Here is a 19,789-nt window from a genome sequence, read left to right on the forward strand (position 1 = left end):
TCGGTGCGTCATCTCGGATGCGCGACACACGTCCCTTCCGGACGCGCGGCACCGCGATGGTGCGGCAGGACAGATCGTATGTAAAACAGATGAATTGTCAAACAGAAGGTCTCGTTAACCGTCGATCCTGGTAACCTCGTGACATGCCCGCGCCCCGACCCACCAGTGCCGAGACCCAGGACGCCCTGGACAGCGATTTGGGCTGGACCCTCGGAGTCGTCTTCCGCGCCTACGTCAGGACGGCGAACGCGCTGGTCAGCCACCTCCCCGGCGGCCCGCGCGGTTACCAGGTGCTCGCCGCGGCGGCCCAGGGACTCCCCGGCGGCCAGGGCGCGCTGGCACAGCGTCTCGGCGTCGACAAGACCGTCATGACCTACCTGCTCGACGACCTGGAGAAGGCCGGGCTGGTCGAGCGCCGCCCCGACCCCGCCGACCGGCGCAACAAGCGCGTCGTCGCCACCGAGCGGGGCAGGGCGGCCTGGGTCGACACGCAGACCCGGCTGGAGCACGCCGAAGACCACGTGCTGGAGCCGCTGGACCCCGCCGACCGCTCGGTGTTCCGGGAGTTGCTGCGCAGGCTCGCCGCCCGGGCCGACAGCCTCGACCCGGAGCACAACACCTGCCGGCTCGTCGAGGAGCTCGCCCCGGAAAGCATTCCCTCGACATCGGCCGCCCCCGCCAAGCCGCGACGCTCCCCCCGCCGCTGACCACCGGCTGTCGCGAGCGCCCGTGAGCACGCTCGCGAGGCCGCCGGAGGATCGGCGGGCATGAAGAACCGGGCCCCGAGAGCCCGCCGAACCAAGAGCCCCGAAGATCCGGAGAAGCGGTTCCGGCCCGGGGACGCACCCGCCCCCGGCCCGGAACCACCCCGGACGCGACTCAACCGACGGACAGGACCAGCGTGGAGTCGTAGGCGGAAGACGCTCCCGCACCGAATCGCTGGTTGTTGACCACTGCTCCGTAACTGGCGCCACTCGCCCAGCGGAACGTCATCACCGGCTGGTTCCCGCTGAAGTCGATGCTGCCCACCATCTCGGTGAAGCTACCGCTGCCACCGATCCGCGACGAGCCGTTCGCCGCGAAGACCCAGCTGTTTCCCTGCCTCTGGAACCGGCCGCGCAGCGGATAGAGGTCCGTGCGCACATTGGTGGTGTTGAAGACGAACGTGCCGTTTCCCGAGAAGACCCACACCGCGTTCCTGACGCGCGAGAGCGCGCTGTTCGCCCAGGCGGGCTGCCCCTTCACCTGCTGGAACCGGGTGACCCGCGCCGTACGGAAGCGGTAGGGGAAGGCGGCACTCACCACCTGCCCGGCCCCGGTGAGCGCGCTCGCCCCGGCCTGCCCCGACGTGGACGCCTGCGCGGCAGGAGCCGACACCACGGCCCCGGTGAGCAACACCCCCGCGGCGAGCACCCTCGCCGCCCTTCCCCTGCTCCTCCCGGCCCCCCTGCTCCGCGTCCCGTCCTCGTCCACCCTCACCCTCGCCCGGATTCGACTCCTCGACCCCATGAAATCCATGCCGATCTCCCTCCCGGCACCCTCTCCACCCTGTCTCCCACCCGGCGGCAGAAGATGCATTCCTGACTACAGGAGTAGCGTAAAGCTAAAGCTTCCTTTCTTGAAAGACAGAGGGCAATACGATCTGGAGAAGCAACAGGAATCGAGGGAAAAAGCCAGATCAACTCGACCATCTGCCCGGAGCAACGCACTATTTGTCGGCATTGTAGTTAATTTATCTGGCTATATTTTTGTCGCCTTGGGAACCAGACGGGAGCTCCTGCACACATCTCCACGAAAGCGCGATTGACCTCAAGAAGGCTTGAGGTTGAAGACTGACTCCCATGGCCTCCCTCATGGACATCGGAGTGATCCTGCCCACCGTCGCCGTGCAGCGAGAGCAGCGGCTCGACCTGGGCACCGCCGCACGGCACGCGGAGCAGGTAGGGCTGGACGGCGTCTGGCACGGCGACCATCTGGCCACCGGAACGGCGTCACTGGACTGCGCCGTGGCACTCGCCGTCGCGGCGGGGGCGACCGCGCGGATCAGGGTCGGGGCGAGCGTGTTCGTCCCGGCGATCCGCCCTCTGGCGTGGGCGGCCAAACAGGTCGCGAGCCTGCAGCACGTCTCCGGCGGACGGCTGGTCCTGGGCGTCGGCTCCGGCGGCGGCCCCGGGCAGTGGGCGGCGGCCGGAGTGCCGTACGGGGAGCGCGGCAGGCGCACCGACACCGCACTGGAGCTGCTCGCGCGGCTACTGGCCGGGGAGACCGTCGCACTGGTGGACGAGCCGGGAGAGGTACGGCTCGAACCGGCCGTGACGCCCCCGCCGATCTGGGTCGGCAACGCGTCGGCGGTGGCCGTGCGACGCGCGGCCCGTCACGGGGACGGCTGGTTCCCCTCAATGATCCCCCCGTCGGAGGTGGCCTCGGGCAGGGCCACACTCGCCGAGCTCGCCGCCTCCCACGGACGCCCGGAGCCGGTCGTCGCCATCGGCGCCACCGGCGTCCTCGGCACGGCTCCCGGACTGCCCACCCTCGATGCCATCGCCTCGCGTATCACCGGATACGGCATCCCCATGGAGAAGGCCGTGCGTCTGCCCCTCACCGGCGAACCCGCGCAGGTGGCCGAGCGGCTGGCCGCCTACCGCGAGGCCGGGGCGCGTCACGTGGTCCTGGGGTTCGCGGGAGGCGACTGGCGCGAGCAGTGCGACCTCCTGGCCGAGACCCGCACCCTCCTGCCCTGACCCGCGCGACACAACCTCCCGCGACAGCGCCCTCACCCGACGGAACACACCCCCGCCCACGCACCAGCGAGGGTTCACCCGAAGGGTGATCCCTCCGGCACAAGACCGGCCGGCAACTACATAAAGAGTCCGAGCAAAAACCCACCGTGACATCCTTGCTCCTCACAGAGCGAAGGAGCACGAGCGATGACCACATTCCACCGATGGGACGATGTCAAGCGCGAGATCTTCGACGAGGAGGACATCGCTGCGATCGATGAGGGCTCGGCGCCCTCTTCGGCCGACGCCGCTGCGGCGACGCGGGCGGCGGTCATCAGCCAGGCTGGCTGTTGTCCTTGAGCGCGCCCCAGCCGTGCCAGTTCACGATCTCGATCCAGGCGCTGACCCGGCCGCGGTCCCGCTGGGGGTACGGCTTCCCCGTGTACTGACGGGACAGCCTGTCGATGTCGCTCAGATCCTTGTCGTCATACATCTCGGCGACGTTCCCGCTGATACTGACGTGGGTGTACCAGCCGTTCTCGTCGAGCACGGTGAGGGAGACGCGGGGATCACTGCGCATGTGGTCGAGCCGCCTGCGGCCCTCGTCCATGTTGACCAGGATCCGGCCGTCGTCCCAGAGATACCAGGTGGCCGTGGACACCGGCCGCCCGTCGGGCCGAAGCGTGGTGATGACGGCGGGGTTCGGCTTCTTCAGCATCGCGACTGCCTCATCGGGAAGCGGCGGCTTTGACATGATCGCTCCTCTTCGTCTACGTGCCCCTGCGATGCAGGTGACGCGTGCGGTTCACGAGATACCCGTCCACCGTGCCACATCCCGGATGGTAACGGTCCGGCGACTCTCCGCAAACGGCGCCGACCCCCGAAGGACCCCCGCGACCACAGGTCTGGACGTCGCCTCCACGCCCCCGCCCCAGGAGATCGGGAAAGGTCGAGGAATCCACCGCGAAAACCGTCACACGAGCACCCCTGCCTTTTGACGGCGACCCCAAGCTTTGAGGATGAGGTGATCCACAGATTCCGGACAGGCCAGATCGTCGGGATGCGGATATGGGAAGAGGCCATGATTCCGCGGCGGGACAGGAGTCGCCGGAGCTTGCAAAAAAATCGTCGGGCATCGTCCCTGAAAAGGGGCGATGTCCGACGGATTTTCGATTCAACGATCTATCGATGAGGCGACAGATCGTTGTCCACCGATTTTCAGGGAACCACGTAAGGGCTGTAGTAGTACCCTCCGTTGGTGATGTCCTGCATTCGCACCCGGCATGAGCCCTGGTTACCGACCGCGAAGACGAAGCTCTTCACCTGGCCCGCCGAGATGGAGAAGGGGCCGTTGTCGTCTTTCTGGAAACCATTTATGCACATCAGGCGGAATCGCGCGGTGAGCTTGGATCCCTCGTTCTTGTGGTAGGCCACGTCGTAACCGCCCGGACTTCCGGTGATACCACGCGCGCACAATTCGTTGTTACTGATCGGAGCGCACTTCACCGGGCCGAGAAAGGCTGCCGTTCCTGCCTGGGCCGCGGATGCGGAAAGGGCGGTCAGCGGCACAGCGGCGCACACTGCCGCGAGCGCGATGGCGCCGATTCGACGAGTGATCACTCGTTGATCCTTCCTAGATGAACCGTTGTTCTGTGGAACCTAGGCAACGATCACTGTTCGGCCGTGCTTTCGACAACCTGTAAGGCTCCAGGGTGCGGCTGAGGCGCCGACAAGATAGGACGAGGTAGCGTGAACGCGCGGTCAGGCGGCCGAGTGATCCCGCAGATCTCCCGGAGACGACTCGCGTCGGGCCGAGAAAACCCGGCCCCGGCAACCCCGGTGCCCCCGGAGGTCAGGTCGTAGCGGCGCGGCGCAGGTCGAAGAGGTCCGACGGGGAGATGGGCATCCTGTCGATCCGGATCCCCTCGGCGTCCTCGATCGCCGAGGCGAGCACCGCCGAGACCGGGATGACCCCCGCCTCGCCCGCGCCCTTGATACCGAGCGGGTTGAGCGGGGACGGCGTCTCCAGGTGCGCGGTCTCGATGAAGGGCACCTCGGTGGCGTACGGCATGAGGAAGTCCATGAACGAGGCGTTCAGCAGCTGGCCGTGACCGTCGTAGACCATCTTCTCGTACAGCGCCCCGCCGACGCCCTGGCCGACGCCGCCGTGGATCTGGCCCTCGACGATCATCGGGTTGATCAGCTTGCCACAGTCGTGGACGACGGCGTAGCGCAGGATGCGGATCTCGGCGGTGAGCGGGTCGGTCTCGACGATGGCGGCGTGCATGCCGGAGGCGAAGGTCGAGCGGATCGGCGAGTAGTAGTCGCGGCCCTCCAGCCCCGGCTCCTCCCCGTCGGCCACCGGCGGCCGGTCGTAGGAGGCGGCGCCCGCGAACTGGGTCGCCCTCGCCGCCTCCTCGTCGAAGGCGTAGCGCAGCGGGTTGGACAGCACCGCCACGGTCGCGAGCGGGATCGAGGCGCCGGGAGTGCCCGCCACCCGCACCTCCCCATCGACGACCTCCAGGTCGCGGGGGTCGGCCTCCAGCGCGTCGGCGGCGATCCGCAGGGCCTTCTCCCGCACCTTCCTGCAGGCCAGCGCGATCGCGTTGCCGCTCATCACCGCGGCACGCGAGGCGAAGGTGCCGACCGCGTAGCCGAACCTGCGGGTGTCGCCGGTGACGACCGAGACCTTTTCCATCGGTACGCCCAGCTCGGACGCGGCGATCTGCGCGAACACCGTCTCGTGGCCCTGGCCCTGGGAGGTGAGGCCGGTGGAGACGTGCACCCGGCCGTCCGAGGTGATCTGGACGTGCCCGCCCTCGTACGGGCCGACGCCGGTGCCCTCGACGTAGCAGCCGACGCCGATCCCGATCGTGCGGCCCTCCTCGGCGGCGCGGGCCTTCAGCTCCGGGAAGTCGTCCCAGCCGATCAGCTCCTTGAGCATCCGCAGCGACTCGGGGTAGTCGCCGCTGTCGTAGATGAGCGGGCGGCCGTCCTGGAAGATCAGGCCCTGGTCGTAGGGGAACTCGTCGGGCTGGATGAAGTTGGCCGCGCGCACCGCCGTACGGTCGGCCCCCAGATACTCGGCGATGTGGTCCATCGTCCGTTCCATGCAGAAGACCCCCTGGGGGCGGCCCGCCCCGCGGTACGGGGTGACCTGCACGGTGTTGGTGTAGATCGAGGAGAACTCGACCCGGTAGGCGCCGATCCGGTAGGGGCCGAGCAGCTGGGTGGAGGTGATGATCGGCACGATGATCCCGTACGGCGTGTAGGCGCCGTGGTCGTGCAGGATCTCGACGTCCAGGCCGAGCACCCGGCCCTCGTCGTCGAAGCCGACCCGGACCGACTGCACCTGGGCCCGCTCGTGCGCGGAGGAGACGAAGTGCTCGCGCCGGTCCTCGGTCCACTTCACCTCGTGGCCGAGCGTGATCGCCGCCCACGGGACCAGGATCTCCTCCGGCCACGGGTGGACGATCTTCACGCCGAACCCGCCGCCCACGTCGGGGGCGATCACCTCGACCTTCGGCAGCGGCAGGCCGAGCTTGGCGGCGATGGCCATCCGGACGCTGGTGGAGGTCTGGGTGCTGGAGTGAACGCGCAGGGAGCGGTCGTCGGCGTCCCAGCGGGCGTGCACGCCGCGTCCCTCCAGCGGCATGGACGCGCTGCGCTCGATGTCGAGCCGGAAGGAGAGCGTGTGCGGCGCGGCGTCGATCGCCTCGCGCGCGCCGAGCCCGGCGTCCGAGGGCACCTCCTGGACCAGGTGCGCGCCGACGTTGCCCGGTACGCCCTCGTGGACGAGCTGGGCGGACTGCGCGGCCTCCTCCACGCCGACCACCGGCTTGAGGATCTCGTAGTCGACCTGGATGAGCGCGCAGGCGTCCTCGGCGAGGTAGCGGTCGCGGGCGACGACCATCACGACGGGCTCGCCGACGTGCCTGACGATCTCGCGGGCGAGCGGATACGCGGTACGGCCGTGGGTGAGCGCCGGGTGCGGGATGAGCAGCGGCAACGGCTGGGCGAGCGCGCCGGGCAGGTCCTCCCAGGTGTAGATCGCCACCAGCCCCTCGACCTCGATGGCGGCCGAGACGTCGATGTCGCGGATCCTGGCGTGGGCGTGCGGGGAGCGGACGAACGCCGCCTCCAGCGCCCCGGCTCCCAGGTCGTCCAGGTACAGGCCCCTGCCGGTGAGCAGCCGGGGGTCCTCGCGCCGGGTGACCGGTTCGCCGAACAGTTTCGTGGTCACGTGTCCTCCGCCATGATCTCGGCCGCGCGGTGGACGGACTTGACGATGTTCTGGTAGCCCGTACACCGGCACAGGTTGCCGGAGACGCCCTCCAGCACCTCCTCGTCGGTCGGCGTCGGGTTGTCACGCAGCAGCGCGGTCACCGTGCACAGGAAGCCGGGGGTGCAGAAGCCGCACTGCAGGCCGTGGCACTCGGCGAAGGCCCGCTGCACCGGCGAGAGCGTGCCGTCGGAGTCGGCGAGTCCTTCGACGGTGGTGATGTCGCGCCCGTCCACGGTGACCGCGAACGTCAGGCAGGAGCGGACGGGCTCGCCGTCCAGCAGCACCGTGCAGCATCCGCAGACGCCGTGCTCGCACCCGACGTGCGTGCCGGTCAGACCGAGGTCGTGCCGCAGGCAGTCCGACAGCAGCCGCCGCGCGGGGACCTCGGCCTGCCGGAGCACCCCGTTGACGGTCAGCGTGATCTCATGCATCCGCGGCCTCCCTGGCGGCGTCACGGAGTGCCTGCTCGGTGAGCACTCCGGCGAGGTGTCGCCGGTAGGCGGCGGTCGCGTGGATGTCGGCCTCGGGGTCGACCCGGTCCCGTACGACGCGGGCCGCCGAGGCCCAGTCGGCCGAGGCGGCCGGGCGGTGGCCGACGGCCTCGGAGACGTCGACGAGCAGCGGCACGGGGCCCAGGCTCACGCACGCCACCGTCGCCGAGGTGATCCTCAGGTCGTCGTCCAGGACGACGAGCGCCGCGATCCCGGCCAGGGCGTAGTCGCCGTGCCTGCGGGCGACCTCGCGGAACGCGGTGCCCGAGCGCGGGGGCGGCGCGGGGAAGAACGCGGAGACGGCCAGCTCTCCGGGGGTGACCGCCGACTCCAGCGGGCCGGTGAAGAAGTCGTCGGCGGGGACGTCCCTGACGGCGCCGGGCCGCGCCAGGCGCACCGAGCCCTGCAGCAGGGCGAGGACGGCGGGCAGTTCGGCGGCGGGGTCGGCGTGGGCCAGGCTGCCGACCACGGTTCCCCGGTTGCGGATCACCGGGTGGGCGACCAGCCGGAGCGCCTTGCCCAGCAGCGGCTGGGCGGCGGTGGCCGGTCCGTCGCGTTCCACCTGGGCGTGCCTGGCGAGGGCTCCGACGCGGACGCCCTCCGGTGTGACGTCGACGAACGCCAGCTCCTGCAGCCGGTTGATGTCGACCAGGTGGGCGGGGGCGGCGAGCCGCATGTTCAGCATCGGGATCAGGCTCTGCCCTCCGGCGAGCACCTTGCCGTGCTCCCCGGCCCCGGCGAGGGCGTCGAGCGCCTCGCCGAGGGAGCGGGGAGCGTGGTATTCGAACGGGGGTGGCTTCACCCGGTGGCCTCTCGTCGCGGCTCCGACACCTGCGGACCGGCACCGCCGCCGCTGCCGCCCCGCCCGGCGATGACCCGGAGCAGGTGGTAGCCGGCCACCACCACGATGGTGCCGAGGGCGATGCCCTCCAGCGTGAAGTCCGAGCTGATCATATGCTTGACCGGGCCGATGGCGAGGATGATCCCCGCCCCGATCGGGACGAGGTTGACAGGGTCGGCGAAGTCGACCCGGTTCTCGATCCAGATCTTCGCGCCGAGCAGGCCGATCATGCCGTACAGGATGACGGTGATGCCACCGAGCACGCCGCCCGGCGTGGCCGCGACCAGCGCGCCGAACTTCGGGCAGAGGCCGAACAGGATCGCGATGACGGCGGCGATGTAGTAGGCGGCCGTCGAGTAGACGCGGGTGGCGGCCATGACGCCGATGTTCTCGGCGTAGGTGGTGGTCGGGGAGCCGCCGAAGGCGCTGGCGACGACGGTGGCGGCGCCGTCGGCGGCGACCGCCCGGCCCATGTACGGGTCGACGTCGGTCTTGGTCATCTCGCCGACGGCCTTGACGTGGCCGACGTTCTCGGCGACCAGCGCGATCACCGCCGGCAGGACGAGCAGCACGGCGGAGAACTTGAAGTCGGGGAAGTGCATGTTCGGCAGGCCGATCCAGTCGGCCGCCGCCACGCCTTCGAAGCTCACCCTGGGGTGCGTGTCGACCGCGCCGGTGCCCGCGTTGAAGGCGGTGATGTTCCCGAAGACCCTGTCGGCCAGCCAGGAGAGCGCGAAGCCGATGATCAGACCGAGCAGGATGGCGATCCTGCCGATGAAGCCCTTGAAGAGAACGATGAGGACGAAGGTGACGGTCATCGTGATCAGGGCGATCCACTGGTCCTGCGGCCAGTAGATGTCGGCGACGACGTACGCCAGGCCGAAGCCGATCAGCATGACGACGGCGCCGGTGACGACCGGTGGGAAGACGCGGTTGATGATCTGTACGCCGAGGAAGTGGATGGCCACGCCCACGAGCGCGAGGACGAGTCCGGCGACGAGGATGGCGCCGGTGACGATCGCGTCGGTGGCGGGTGTGTCACCGCCCATGAGCGCCCGGATCGCGAGCACGCCGCCCACGAACGACGCGCTGGTCCCGAGGTAGCTGGGGACCTTCCCCTTCACGATGAGCAGGAACATGATCGTTCCGACGCCCGAGAACATGATGGCGACGTTGGGGTCGAGTCCCATCACCAGGGGGAAGACGAAGGTCGCGCCGAACATCGCGACGACGTGCTGCGCCCCGAATCCGACCATCCGCGGCCATGACAGCCGCTCGTCGGGTTTGACCACCTCTCCTGGAGCGAGCGTTTTGCCGTCGCCGTGTTTCGTCCAACCTGCAACCATCGAGCCCCACCTTTCACCGGGCCGTCGGTCGGTGAACCACCCCGCGGGCTTCCCTCCGGCGAATCCCCTTACAGCTGTTGCGGGCACGTTAGGACCGAAAGCATGCCCTTACATCGTCATGATCTGCCAAATCTGCGGGGCGTAGCAGTGGACAGCTCGCACACCGCGCACCCGCCGCCCCGGTGAGGGCCGCCCGCGGCGCCCGCCACGGGGCGCGTCGATCTCCCGGCCGCCCGGATCCCGGAGCCGTCACCCTCCCGGCCACGCGGACCGCGGAGCGGTCACTTCCCGACCACGTGGATCTCGAAGCCGTCGCCGCTCACCACCTGGCCGTCACGGATCTTGCAGGTCTTGCGGAGCTCGACCTCGCCGTCCACCAGCACGTTGCCGTCGGCGATGAAGTGTTTGGCCTGACCGCCCGTCTCGGTGACGCCGCAGTATTTGAGCAGGTCGCACAGCGGGATGTATTCGGTTTCCAGCTCGAAGGTCTCGTTCACGCCGAACAGCTTAGATCCCGCCTGCGCGCCCTCCTCGCCGTGCCGGGCGCCGCCGTCGGATGCCCCCCGCCGGACGCCGCCGCCGGGTGCCACCGTCAGATGCCGCGCATCCGCAGGACGTGCAGGGCGAGGGTGAGGTTCAGGCGCAGGTGGGCGTCCTCGGTGAAGCCGCCGAGCATGCGCTCCAGCTTGCCGATCCGGTAGCGCAGCGTGTTGTAGTGGAAGTGCAGCCTGCGCGCCGTCTCGGCCACGTTGAGGTTGGTCTCCAGCAGCACCTGCAGCGTACGGCGCAGGTCGGCGTTCTCCGCGTCGTCATCGGAGGCGAGCGGGCCGAGGGTCTCGCGGACGAAGGCGTGCAGCTCGGCGGTGTCGTTGACCAGCGACAGCAGCCGGTAGACGCCGAGCTGGTCGAAGTTCGCGACCGCGCCGTTGCCGTGGAGCTGGCGGCCCACCCGCGCGGCCTTCAGCGCCTGGCCGTACGCCTCGGGCAGCGCCTCGGCCCCGACGGCGGTGCGGCTCGCGCCGGTGGAGAAGGTGGCGGGCAGGGACTCGGCGAAGGCCGCGGCGGCGTCCTTGGCGAGGCGGCCCGCGTCGACGGACGCGTCCACGATGGTGACGACCTCGTGGGAGAACCCGGCCACCGCGCCGCGTGCGTCGTGGCGGCGCATCGCACCGGTCCAGCACGTGACGAGGCGGTCCTGGGCGGCGCGCTCGTCGCCCTCGGGGTCGAGCTCGGCCACCAGCACGGTGACCGGGCGCTGCAGGTCCCAGCCGAAGGCCCTGGCCCGGGAGGCGACCCGTTCGGAGCCTCCCGCCCTGCCGGTGAGCACGTCGCGCAGGAAGTCGGCGCGATACTTGCTCTCGACGGCGTTGACCGCCTCCTGCCGGGTCACCACCAGCGCGGCGACCGTGGCGGCACGTTCCAGAATGCCGACGTCGCTGTCACCGATCGCCCCGACCGGGCCGCAGGCGACGATCCTGCCGTGGTGGTGGCCGCCCGCCACCACCGGCACCGAGGCGTGGCGCCCGTCGGGGCCCTTCGAGGCCTCGCGCAGCGCGGCCACGTGCTCGACCGGCCCTGCCGCGGCCAGCACGTGCCCCGTCCCGTCCAGCACGGCCACCCCCGCGCCCAGCAACCCGGCGACCTCGGCCGTCACCTCGCGCAGTCCTCCCCCGGCGAGCACGACCTGGACCAGTGCCCGGTGCGCCTCCTCCGCCCTGGCCAGTACGGCGGCCTGGCGGTTGAGGATGTCGGTGAGGACCTGGTTGAGGATGTCGTCGAAGCCGACGTCGTCGGGGAGCTGGATGAGCGGGAATCCCAGCCGGTCGGCCTGTTCCACCATCTCCTCGGGCAACTCGTCGAGATAGCGGCCGAGTTTGATGGCGAGCGCGGCCAGGCCGCGCTCGTCGAGGTCCGCCACGAGCCTGCCGAGCGACTGGGGCGTGTTGCGCAGCGGGTAGCCGGTGGTGAGCAGCAGCTCGTGCGGCTTGACCCAGGCCAGGACGTCGGGCACCTCCATCACGTTGAGGCGCTGCACGACACGGTCCAGCCCCCGCTCCCCCGCGATCAGCCGCGCTCCCGCCAGTGTCGAGACGCCGAGGACCTCGCCGACGGCGACGCCGTGAATGATCGTTCCGGTGCTCGCCGGGCGTACGGGGGGTTCCATGAGGTGATTGTGACTGATGGACCCGTCTGTCAGGAAGAGCCAACCTTTGAGCGGAGTGTTGGCAGCTTTCTCCGTACGGCCTGCGTTCACGCCCGTTCTACCGTCTGCTCAATGGATGGGGGAGTCCGTGAGCGAGCGAACCGCTGGAGAGAGCACCTTCACACCTACGGGGCCTGCCGAGGAGCGCTCATGACCGTTGGAACACGCCAGAGGACGCCGAGGGCGCCGAAGACGCAGCGCGTACACGCGTGGACGCACGGGACCGGTGCGGCCAGCACCGCCCTGCGCCAGGTGCTGGAGGCGCCCCGCCGCCCGGCGCGGGTGCTGGCGGCCTTCCCGGCAGGCGTCTACCTTGAGGTACGCACGGAGATGGAACCGCAGGTCATCGCGGTGGTGACCGGGGAGGCCACCCGCCTGCCCAACGCGATGGTGGTCACCGACCCGATGCCTCGCGTCGCGGTGGGCGACGAGGCGTCCGTCGGAGACGGCTCGATCGACGTCGGACGGCTCAGCCTGCGGGCCCACCGCTGGTGGAACCCGGCCCCGGCGCTCGGTGCCGTGGAGACGGCGCGGCTGGCCCGCTCGCTGCCCGCGATGGCGGAGTTGTGCGAGCGGTCGCCGAGGCGTCCCGGGCTGGAGGGCAACGGCGCTGCCGGCCTGCTGGCCCAGGGGTGCGCCGAGGGTTCGTTGCTGAAAAGCGTGACGGCCGCCGAGCAGTTGGTCGGCCTGGGTCCCGGGCTCACGCCGAGCGGCGACGACGTGCTCGCGGGGTTGCTGGTCGCGCTGCGTCACCTGGGCGGGGCGGTGGGCGCGAGACGTGCCGTGTGGCTGGCCGACTGGCTCGCCGCCGCGGTCACCTTCGACGTGCGTGGCAGGACCACCCCCATCTCGGCGGCGCTGCTGCACTGCGCCGCCCGGGGCGAGGCGAGCGGTGAGGTACTGGCCGTGCTGCGGGGTCTGGCGGGCCGGCACTCCCTGGAGCCGGCGCTGCACCGCCTTCTGCAACTGGGCCACACCTCCGGGGCCGATCTGGCGTGGGGGCTGCGGATCGGGCTCGCGGCGGTGATCGATTTGGAAGGCGGGGGCAATGGCGAGTACTGACGTGGTCCGGACGCGTACGGGGGTCTACCACGACTCTGTGAGCCTGATGCGGGTCAGCCGCACGGCGAGCGCGCTGCCCGGTGTGGAGGTCGCGGTGGTGGCGATGGCCACCGAACTCAACCTGCAGATCGCCTCCGAGCTGGGTTTCGACCTCCCCCAGGCCGGTCCCGCCGACCTGCTGATCGCGCTGCGCGGCGAGAGTGACGCCCTGGAGGCCGCGTCCGCGGAACTGGACGGGTTGCTGGCCGCGCTGTCGGCCCCGTCCCTGTCCGCGGGCGGGGTCGGAGGCGGCGCCGCCGAACTCCCTCCGCGCACCGTCCGCGCCGCGGCCCGCGAGCACGCGGCCGACCTCGCCCTCGTCTCGGTGCCCGGCCCGCACGCGTTCGCCGAGGCGCTGGACGCGGTCGAGGCCGGACTGTCGGTAATGATCTTCAGTGACAACGTGCCGGTCGAGCAGGAGGTTCTGCTCAAGAGGCGCGCCGCCGAGCGCGGCGTGCTGGTCATGGGGCCAGACTGCGGCACCGCTGTGATCGGCGGGGCGGGCCTCGGCTTCGCGAACGTCCTGAGGCCCGGTCCTGTCGGGCTGGTGGCGGCCTCGGGAACGGGCGCGCAGCAGGTGACCTGCCTGCTCGACCTCGCGGGAGTGGGGGTGTCCCACGTACTCGGCGTGGGCGGTCGCGACCTGTCCGCGGACGTGGGCGGGCTGTCCACCCTGCGCGCTCTGGAGGCCCTCGACGCCGACCCCGCCACCGAGTTGATCGTCCTGATCTCCAAGCCTCCGGCCCCTCAGGTCGCGCGGGCCGTCGAGGAGGCCGTCGCGAGGCTCGGCACACCGGTCGTGACCGCGCTGCTCGGTCCCGGACAGACCGACCTCACCTCGGTGACCGAGGCCGCCCTGCGTGCCCTCGGCGCCCCGATCCCCACCTGGCCCTCCTGGCCCGCCCTCGGGACAGCCGATGCGTCTCCCGCGTCTCCCTCCGGGGCAGGTGGCCCCGGCGCGGAAAGGAACGTGCGGGGAATCTACTCGGGCGGGACGCTGTGTGTGGAGGCGAGGCTCATCGCCGGGACCGGCGAGTTCACCGACTTCGGCGACGACGCCTACACGGTCGGCAGGGCCCATCCGATGATCGACCCGACGCTCCGCCTGGAGGCCCTGGCCGAGGTGCCGCCCGGCGACGTCGTCCTGCTCGACGTGGTTCTCGGCCACGGCTCCGACCCCGATCCGTCCGCCAGGCTCGCGCCCGCGATCGCCGAGGCCGTCGCCGGAGGCGTCACCGCGGTGGTGGCGCTGGTCGGCTCGGAAGGCGACCCGCAGGGGCTGGTCACGCAGGCCGGGGCACTGAACGCGGCGGGGGCCGCGGTGTTCACGTCCAACGCCGAGGCGGCCGGGTACGCCGCGCGGGTGGCCGCCGGGATCACCGCGAACACTCGTTGATCGTTCGCACTGTTCACGCCGTTCGTGCCTCCTCCTCGGAAGCGGAGGTTTCCGGGCTCGTTTCCGGCTCGGGTCTTCAGACCCGTTCCGGGCTCGGGTCTCAGGTTCATCAGGGAGAAGTGATGACGCTGTCCATGCTTTCCGGCGAGCCGGAAGTGATCACGGTGGGGGCCGACGTGCTCGGCGAGGCGCTGGACGCGCAGGCCGTCTCGCGGGTCCGGGTGGACTGGCGCCCGCCGATGCCCGGCACCGAGGCCGACCTGGCCAGGGTGCTGGCCGACCCGCGCAGGGTCCGCGCCAACGAGACGGCCGTGGGCCGCCTGGTCGCGGCGCGGCCGCAGCTCGTCGGGGTGCGGCCGGCGCACGAGGTGCTCGACCTGCCGAAGGGCACGTTCCTGCACGCCGGCCCGCCGATCGAGTGGGAGCGGGCGTCGGGACCGATGCGGGGCGCGCTCATCGGGGCGATGCTGCTGGAAGGGCTCGCCGCCGACCCCGAGGAGGCCGAGGAGCGGCTCGCCTCCGGGGGTGCCCGGTTCGACTCCTGCCACCACCACCGCACCGTCGGGCCGATGGCGGGTGTGGTCACCCCGTCGATGTGGATGTTCGAGGTGCGCGACGCCGAGCACGGCGGCACCGCCTACTGCTCGCTCAACGAGGGGCTGGGCAAGGTGCTGCGCTACGGCGCGTACGGGCCCGAGGTGCTGGAGCGGCTGCGCTGGATGGCCGAGGTGCTCGGCCCGGTGCTCCAGGCCACCCTGGAGCGGAGCGGGCCGCTCGATCTCAGGTCGCTTGCCGCGCAGGCCCTGCAGATGGGCGACGAGCTGCACAACCGCAACCGCGCCGCCACCTCGTTGATGGTGCGTGAGCTCGCCCCCGACGTGGTGGAGGCCGCGCCCGGCCACGCCTCCGAGGTCCTGCGCTTCGTCAACGGCAACGACCACTTCTTCCTCAACGCGGGCATGGCCGCGTGCAAGGTGAGCACGGACGCGGCGAGGAACGTCCCCGGCTCCACGATGGTCGTCGCGATGGCCCGCAACGGCACGGACTTCGGGATCCAGGTCTCCGGGCTGGGCGACCGCTGGTTCACCGGCCCCGCGGGCGTGCCGGACGGCCTCTATCTGGGCGCCTACGGCCCCGAGGACGCCAACCCCGACATCGGCGACTCGACGATCACCGAGACGGCGGGGCTGGGCGGCTTCGCGATGGCCGCGGCCCCGGCGATCGTGAGGTTCGTCGGCGGGAACGTGTCGGACGCGATGGCGGCCACCCGGTCCATGTACGAGATCACCCTGGCCGAGCATCCCGCGTACCAGATCCCGGGGCTGGACTTCCGGGGCACGCCGGTCGGCGTCGACGTCACGCTGGTGGCCAGGACCGGCCTGCTGCCCACCGTGAACACCGGTATCGCCGGACGGATCGCGGGAACCGGGCAGGTCGGCGCGGGGCTGGTCAGCCCGCCCGCCTCGGCCTTCACCTCGGCCCTCGCCGCACTCGCCGAGGCCGCCGATCATGAACACACGGCTACGTATTGATCTTTTGTCTATTAAGATTGGGTAAAGCTGACAATTTCCCCATCCGCCGGTAGCATTCGGCGACGTTCAGAGCGTGGACGCAAGATCAGTGATCTGAAGAGCACCGATCCTGACAAATACCGTCATACGCCTTCTCGGCATGCAAACTTCCATAACCAAATGCCCTCCCGATATCGTGTCCACCGCACAGGGCTGGTTTTGGGGAACGGGGAACGATGACCGATCGCTTGCTCGGGAGAAACCCCCTGGGGCCTGAGGGCGGCGATTCCGCGGGCGCGACACCGGAGGGCCAGGGCCGGCTGGTGGGCAGGCGCTACCGCCTGGTGTCACCGGTCGGACGTGGCGGGATGGGCATGGTGTGGCACGCGCACGACGTCCTGCTCGACCGGGACGTCGCGGTCAAGGAGTTGATCCTCCCCTACGGCCTCGACCACGCGGGCAAGCAGGGAGCCCACCGGCGGATGCTGCGCGAGGCCCGCTCGGCGGCCCGGCTCAGCCACCCCGGCATCGTCACCGTCCACGACGTCGTCGAGGAGGACGGCCGCCCCTGGATCGTGATGGAACTGGTCCGCGCCTGGTCGCTGGAGCAGGCCGTGCGGCAGAGCGGGCCACTGCCTGTGGTCCAGGCCGCGGAGATCGGCGTCCGGGTGCTCGACGCGCTCCGCCACGCCCACGCCGCCGGGATCATGCACCGCGACGTCAAGCCGGGCAACGTGCTGCTCACCTCCGACCGGGTGGTGCTCACCGACTTCGGTATCGCCGCGATCGAGGGAGACGTGACGGTCACCCAGACCGGCCTGATGATGGGCTCGCCCGCCTACATCCCGCCGGAACGGCTGTCGGGCCAGCCGTTCACGCAGGCCTCCGACCTGTGGTCCTTCGGCGCCACGCTGTACGCGGCGGTCGAGGGGCGTCCTCCCTACGAGGGACCGGACGCGGTGGCCGTGCTCGGCGCGATCCTCACCCAGGAGCCCAGCCGCCCGCAGCGGGCCGGTGCCCTCATCGCCGTCATCGAGGGCCTGCTCCGCAAGAACCCCGCCGACCGGATGAGCGCCTCGCAGGTGTCGGACCTGCTCGATCGGGTGCTGCGCAGCCACGGCTCCAGCACCCCGAACCGCGCGCCCAGCCCCATGCCCTCGTCGATGCCGATCCCGGGCGACTCCATGCCGATCCACCTGGTGCCCCCGCTGAACGCGCCGTCGGGGCCGCCCCCCTCCCGGATCATCGAGACGCCCTCGGGGCCGATCCGGGTCCCGTACGCCAACGACTCCTCGGGCGGCGACGCGCTCTCCGGCCCTGCGAGGTCGCACCGCGCGGACCTGCTGTCCTTTCCCGCGTCCGGCTCGGGCGGGTTCCCGCAGGCGGGCGGGGCCACCGGTCTGACCGGCGGGCACCAACGCGGTTACGACGCGCTGCGCATTCCGGCCACCGGACCCGACGGAGACCCGTTCGACCCGCTGAGCAGTTTCTCCGGCGACCTGCCCGTCGCAGCATCGTCGGTACCGTCGCCCGCGCAGCCGTCCGCACCGCGTCACGGCGGGCAGAGCGAGGCGTCCAGGGCCCGCGAGGCGACGCGTCGGCCCACCCCCTCGGCGCGGGAACCGTCCTCCCGCACCGCCGTACGGGACTCGCGGTCCGCCACCTCGCCCGGCCGGAGCGGGATGCGCGGGACCTCGCGCCGCGCCCGGGGAAACAGCGAGGGCGGCCCCGACTTCCGGCTGCTCATGCTCGGCGGGGGCGGCGTGCTGGCCATCGTGGTCGCCGGACTGCTCGTCTTCCTGCCCAGCGACGCCTCCGACACCCCGGTCTCCACGATCCCGTCCACGGCGATCTCCGCCACGGACGCGCCGGTGACGTCCACCGGGCCGAGCGAGGAGATCCCCGAGGGCTTCAAACTGGCGAGCGCCGCCGGCGTCTCCGGCGCGGTGCCCGGCGACTGGACGGTGAAGGCGAGCTCCGGCGGAGTGGTCACCTTCACCGGGCCGAAGAGCGGCGGGCAGACCATCGTCGTCGCCGAGGTGCCGGTCGAGGAACCGATGACGGCACTGGGCAAGGCCAGCAAGAAGGGCCTGGACGAATACACCGAGGTCAGCGTGATGGCGGTGAACTACCGTACGTGGAAGGCCGCGGACTGGGAGTACACCTACGTCCAGCCGAACGGTGTCCCGATGCACGGGCTGACGCGCTACGTCGCCCTCAACGGCCGGACCGCCTACCAGATCACGTTCAAGGTCCAGGACCTGGACTGGGAGAAGAACGCGGACATCCTGGAGACGTTCTTCGCCACCTTCAGCTCGGTCAGCTGATCCCGGCGACCGGCCGTCACCCCCGGCCTTCTCGCCGTCCACCATCCTTCACCTCACCACCGATCCCTCCCGCCGTCCGTGCTCCTTCGTCTCATCACATGCCTCATCGGCCGAACCCCGTCCCGTCGTCCTTCACCCCGCACCGCCGTCCCGCCATGTCCAGGTCGCGCCCGCCGTCCACCGTGCCGCTCCCGAAAAGGTCTCGTGGCTCGGTCATGAGTGATGGCAGACTTCGCTCGTGACCGCGAACCCCACGAACACCACGCCCCCCGGCGCCTCCCCCGGCAGGAAGACGCGAGTCACCGCCGTACAGCGGCGGACGCTCACCGTCCTGTCCGCCGCCCAGATCAGCGGCGGGATCGGAGTCGCCGTGGGGCTCACCTTCAGCTCGGTGACCGTGAGGGAGCTCTCCGGCTCCACGGCGCTCAGCGGGCTGGCCGGCACCGCGACCGTGCTGGGTGCGGCGCTGCTCGCGCTGCCCACCGCGAAATCGTCCGGGAGGAGTGGCAGGCGCGCCGGGCTCACCCTGGCCTACGGCTGCGCCCTGCTCGGCTGCCTGGTCTCGCTGCTCGCGGTCGCCCTGGGCTCCTGGCCGCTGCTGCTCGCCGGGCTGGTGCTGTTCGGCGCGGCCAGCGCGGGCAACCTCGCCTCGCGCTACGCCGCGACCGATCTGTCCCCGCCGGGGCACTCGGCCAGGCACCTCTCGCTGGTGGTGTGGGCCACCACCGTCGGGTCGGTCGCCGGGCCGAACCTGGCGGAACCGGCCGAGCGATTCAGCACCGGGCTCGGGATGCCGTCGGGCAGCGGCCCGTTCGCCGTCGCCCTGGTGAGCTTCGCGATCGCCCTCGGCATCATCGTGGTCGCCCTGCGTCCCGACCCCCTGCTCCTGGCCCGCTCCGCGTCTTCCGACACGTCCCCCGACTCCGACGTCCCCGCGCCCGGACCCGCCCCCTCGGAGAAGGGCGCCGGGACGTTCCGCACCGCCTGGCGGGTGCTGCGCGGGACACCCGTGGCGGCACGCGCGCTGGTCGCGATCGCGGTGAGCCACACCGCGATGGTCTCGATCATGTCCATGACCCCGGTCCACCTCGACCACGGCGGTTCGACGTACACGGTCATCGGGATCGTGATCAGTCTGCACATCGCGGGGATGTACGTCCTGTCGCCCGTGGTCGGCTGGCTCGCCGACCGGGTGGGCAGGACAACGGTGCTGGTAGCGGGAATGGGTCTGCTGCTGGCCGCGGCCGTCCTCGCGGGCGGGGCCGGGACGCACGACGTCACGCAGGTGGCCGTCGGACTTCTCCTGCTCGGCCTCGGCTGGTCGTTCGGGCTGATCTCCGGCTCGGCGATGCTCAGCGAGGCCGTGCCGCTGGAACACCGCACCCCCGTGCAGGGCCTCTCCGACCTGCTGATGAACGTCTGCGGCGCGGCCGGCACCGTGATCGCCGGTCTGATCGTCGGTGGTCTGTCGTACGGCGTGCTCGGCGCGGCGGTCGCGGTCATGGTGACGGTCACCGGCGCCTGGCTCGCCCTCACCCGCGCCTGAGCCACGACCGCCCTCACCCGAT

General features: G+C 71.0%; 17 protein-coding genes. 8 read left to right on the plus strand and 9 right to left on the minus strand.

Features of this window, described 5'->3' with window-relative positions; translation table 11 throughout:
- The first annotated feature begins 143 nt into the window (after positions 1 to 143).
- A complete protein-coding gene (locus tag AB0B96_RS18705; protein ID WP_362900139.1) occupies positions 144 to 707 on the plus strand; it encodes a MarR family winged helix-turn-helix transcriptional regulator in 564 nt (187 codons plus the stop codon).
- A 172-nt stretch (positions 708 to 879) separates the two neighbouring features.
- Here the strand turns inward: AB0B96_RS18705 and AB0B96_RS18710 are convergent, their stop codons facing one another.
- On the minus strand, positions 880 to 1,518 hold the full coding sequence (locus AB0B96_RS18710) for a hypothetical protein (protein WP_362900141.1): 639 nt from the start codon (positions 1,516 to 1,518) through the stop codon (positions 880 to 882).
- A 323-nt stretch (positions 1,519 to 1,841) separates the two neighbouring features.
- Between AB0B96_RS18710 and AB0B96_RS18715 the strand changes: the two genes are divergently transcribed.
- Positions 1,842 to 2,741, plus strand: a complete 900-nt coding sequence (locus tag AB0B96_RS18715; RefSeq protein WP_362900143.1) for an LLM class flavin-dependent oxidoreductase — start codon at positions 1,842 to 1,844, stop codon at positions 2,739 to 2,741.
- A 186-nt stretch (positions 2,742 to 2,927) separates the two neighbouring features.
- The gene (locus tag AB0B96_RS18720; RefSeq protein ID WP_362900145.1) at positions 2,928 to 3,080 is read left to right on the plus strand and encodes a hypothetical protein; all 153 of its coding nucleotides are present in this window, start codon (positions 2,928 to 2,930) and stop codon (positions 3,078 to 3,080) included.
- Here the strand turns inward: AB0B96_RS18720 and AB0B96_RS18725 are convergent.
- The 8 genes from AB0B96_RS18725 to AB0B96_RS18760 form a co-directional block, all read right to left on the minus strand.
- Complete coding sequence (locus AB0B96_RS18725; protein WP_362900147.1) at positions 3,055 to 3,474, minus strand: PPOX class F420-dependent oxidoreductase; 420 nt, start codon at positions 3,472 to 3,474, stop codon at positions 3,055 to 3,057. The two genes, AB0B96_RS18720 and AB0B96_RS18725, sit on opposite strands and share 26 nt — an antisense overlap.
- Positions 3,475 to 3,938: 464 nt before the next feature.
- Entirely contained in the window at positions 3,939 to 4,340 is a 402-nt protein-coding gene (locus AB0B96_RS18730) for a hypothetical protein (protein WP_362900149.1), read from the minus strand.
- 232 nt (positions 4,341 to 4,572) lie between these two features.
- Positions 4,573 to 6,963 carry an aerobic carbon-monoxide dehydrogenase large subunit gene (cutA, locus tag AB0B96_RS18735; protein ID WP_362900151.1) on the minus strand — a complete coding sequence of 797 codons (2,391 nt, stop codon included), beginning with the start codon at positions 6,961 to 6,963 and terminating at the stop codon, positions 4,573 to 4,575.
- On the minus strand, positions 6,960 to 7,436 hold the full coding sequence (locus AB0B96_RS18740) for a (2Fe-2S)-binding protein (RefSeq protein ID WP_362900153.1): 477 nt from the start codon (positions 7,434 to 7,436) through the stop codon (positions 6,960 to 6,962). Before AB0B96_RS18740 ends, cutA begins: the two co-directional genes overlap by 4 nt.
- Positions 7,429 to 8,298: an FAD binding domain-containing protein gene (locus tag AB0B96_RS18745; RefSeq protein ID WP_362900155.1), complete on the minus strand. Its 870-nt coding sequence runs from the start codon at positions 8,296 to 8,298 to the stop codon at positions 7,429 to 7,431. Before AB0B96_RS18745 ends, AB0B96_RS18740 begins: the two co-directional genes overlap by 8 nt.
- A complete protein-coding gene (locus tag AB0B96_RS18750; RefSeq protein WP_362900157.1) occupies positions 8,295 to 9,683 on the minus strand; it encodes a solute carrier family 23 protein in 1,389 nt (462 codons plus the stop codon). Before AB0B96_RS18750 ends, AB0B96_RS18745 begins: the two co-directional genes overlap by 4 nt.
- A 281-nt stretch (positions 9,684 to 9,964) precedes the next feature.
- The gene (locus tag AB0B96_RS18755) at positions 9,965 to 10,180 is read right to left on the minus strand and encodes an RNA-binding S4 domain-containing protein (RefSeq protein WP_350946739.1); all 216 of its coding nucleotides are present in this window, start codon (positions 10,178 to 10,180) and stop codon (positions 9,965 to 9,967) included.
- 95 nt (positions 10,181 to 10,275) lie between these two features.
- Positions 10,276 to 11,847 (minus strand): PucR family transcriptional regulator ligand-binding domain-containing protein, encoded by a 1,572-nt coding sequence (locus AB0B96_RS18760; protein ID WP_362900160.1) that lies wholly within the window; start codon positions 11,845 to 11,847, stop codon positions 10,276 to 10,278.
- Between the two features lie 189 nt (positions 11,848 to 12,036).
- On the opposite strand from AB0B96_RS18760, the gene AB0B96_RS18765 reads away from it, so the two are divergent.
- The 5 genes from AB0B96_RS18765 (at position 12,037) to AB0B96_RS18785 (ending at position 19,767) form a co-directional block, all read left to right on the plus strand.
- On the plus strand, positions 12,037 to 12,948 hold the full coding sequence (locus AB0B96_RS18765) for a DUF2877 domain-containing protein (RefSeq protein WP_350946737.1): 912 nt from the start codon (positions 12,037 to 12,039) through the stop codon (positions 12,946 to 12,948).
- Positions 12,935 to 14,383 (plus strand): FdrA family protein, encoded by a 1,449-nt coding sequence (locus AB0B96_RS18770; protein ID WP_362900162.1) that lies wholly within the window; start codon positions 12,935 to 12,937, stop codon positions 14,381 to 14,383. Before AB0B96_RS18765 ends, AB0B96_RS18770 begins: the two co-directional genes overlap by 14 nt.
- A 122-nt stretch (positions 14,384 to 14,505) precedes the next feature.
- Positions 14,506 to 15,915, plus strand: coding sequence for a DUF1116 domain-containing protein (locus AB0B96_RS18775; protein WP_362900164.1), 1,410 nt, complete (start codon positions 14,506 to 14,508; stop codon positions 15,913 to 15,915).
- Positions 15,916 to 16,130: 215 nt separating this feature from the next.
- Entirely contained in the window at positions 16,131 to 18,221 is a 2,091-nt protein-coding gene (locus tag AB0B96_RS18780) for a protein kinase (RefSeq protein WP_362900166.1), read from the plus strand.
- A gap of 238 nt (positions 18,222 to 18,459) precedes the next feature.
- Positions 18,460 to 19,767, plus strand: coding sequence for an MFS transporter (locus tag AB0B96_RS18785; RefSeq protein ID WP_362900168.1), 1,308 nt, complete (start codon positions 18,460 to 18,462; stop codon positions 19,765 to 19,767).
- Positions 19,768 to 19,789: the final 22 nt, after the last annotated feature.

The sequence above is a fragment of the Streptosporangium sp. NPDC049046 genome (genome assembly GCF_040649155.1).
In the GTDB taxonomy this organism is placed as follows: Bacteria; Actinomycetota; Actinomycetes; order Streptosporangiales; family Streptosporangiaceae; genus Streptosporangium.

Coding starts and splice junctions, on each gene's coding strand:
- AB0B96_RS18720 (WP_362900145.1), top strand. CDS start 2,928: ATGACCACATTCCACCGATGGGACGATGTCAAGCGCGAGATCTTCGAC.
- AB0B96_RS18750 (WP_362900157.1), bottom strand. CDS start 9,683: ATGGTTGCAGGTTGGACGAAACACGGCGACGGCAAAACGCTCGCTCCA.
- AB0B96_RS18740 (WP_362900153.1), bottom strand. CDS start 7,436: ATGCATGAGATCACGCTGACCGTCAACGGGGTGCTCCGGCAGGCCGAG.
- AB0B96_RS18780 (WP_362900166.1), top strand. CDS start 16,131: ATGACCGATCGCTTGCTCGGGAGAAACCCCCTGGGGCCTGAGGGCGGC.
- AB0B96_RS18715 (WP_362900143.1), top strand. CDS start 1,842: ATGGCCTCCCTCATGGACATCGGAGTGATCCTGCCCACCGTCGCCGTG.
- AB0B96_RS18765 (WP_350946737.1), top strand. CDS start 12,037: ATGACCGTTGGAACACGCCAGAGGACGCCGAGGGCGCCGAAGACGCAG.
- AB0B96_RS18770 (WP_362900162.1), top strand. CDS start 12,935: ATGGCGAGTACTGACGTGGTCCGGACGCGTACGGGGGTCTACCACGAC.
- AB0B96_RS18775 (WP_362900164.1), top strand. CDS start 14,506: ATGACGCTGTCCATGCTTTCCGGCGAGCCGGAAGTGATCACGGTGGGG.
- AB0B96_RS18760 (WP_362900160.1), bottom strand. CDS start 11,847: ATGGAACCCCCCGTACGCCCGGCGAGCACCGGAACGATCATTCACGGC.
- AB0B96_RS18710 (WP_362900141.1), bottom strand. CDS start 1,518: ATGGATTTCATGGGGTCGAGGAGTCGAATCCGGGCGAGGGTGAGGGTG.
- AB0B96_RS18725 (WP_362900147.1), bottom strand. CDS start 3,474: ATGTCAAAGCCGCCGCTTCCCGATGAGGCAGTCGCGATGCTGAAGAAG.
- AB0B96_RS18705 (WP_362900139.1), top strand. CDS start 144: ATGCCCGCGCCCCGACCCACCAGTGCCGAGACCCAGGACGCCCTGGAC.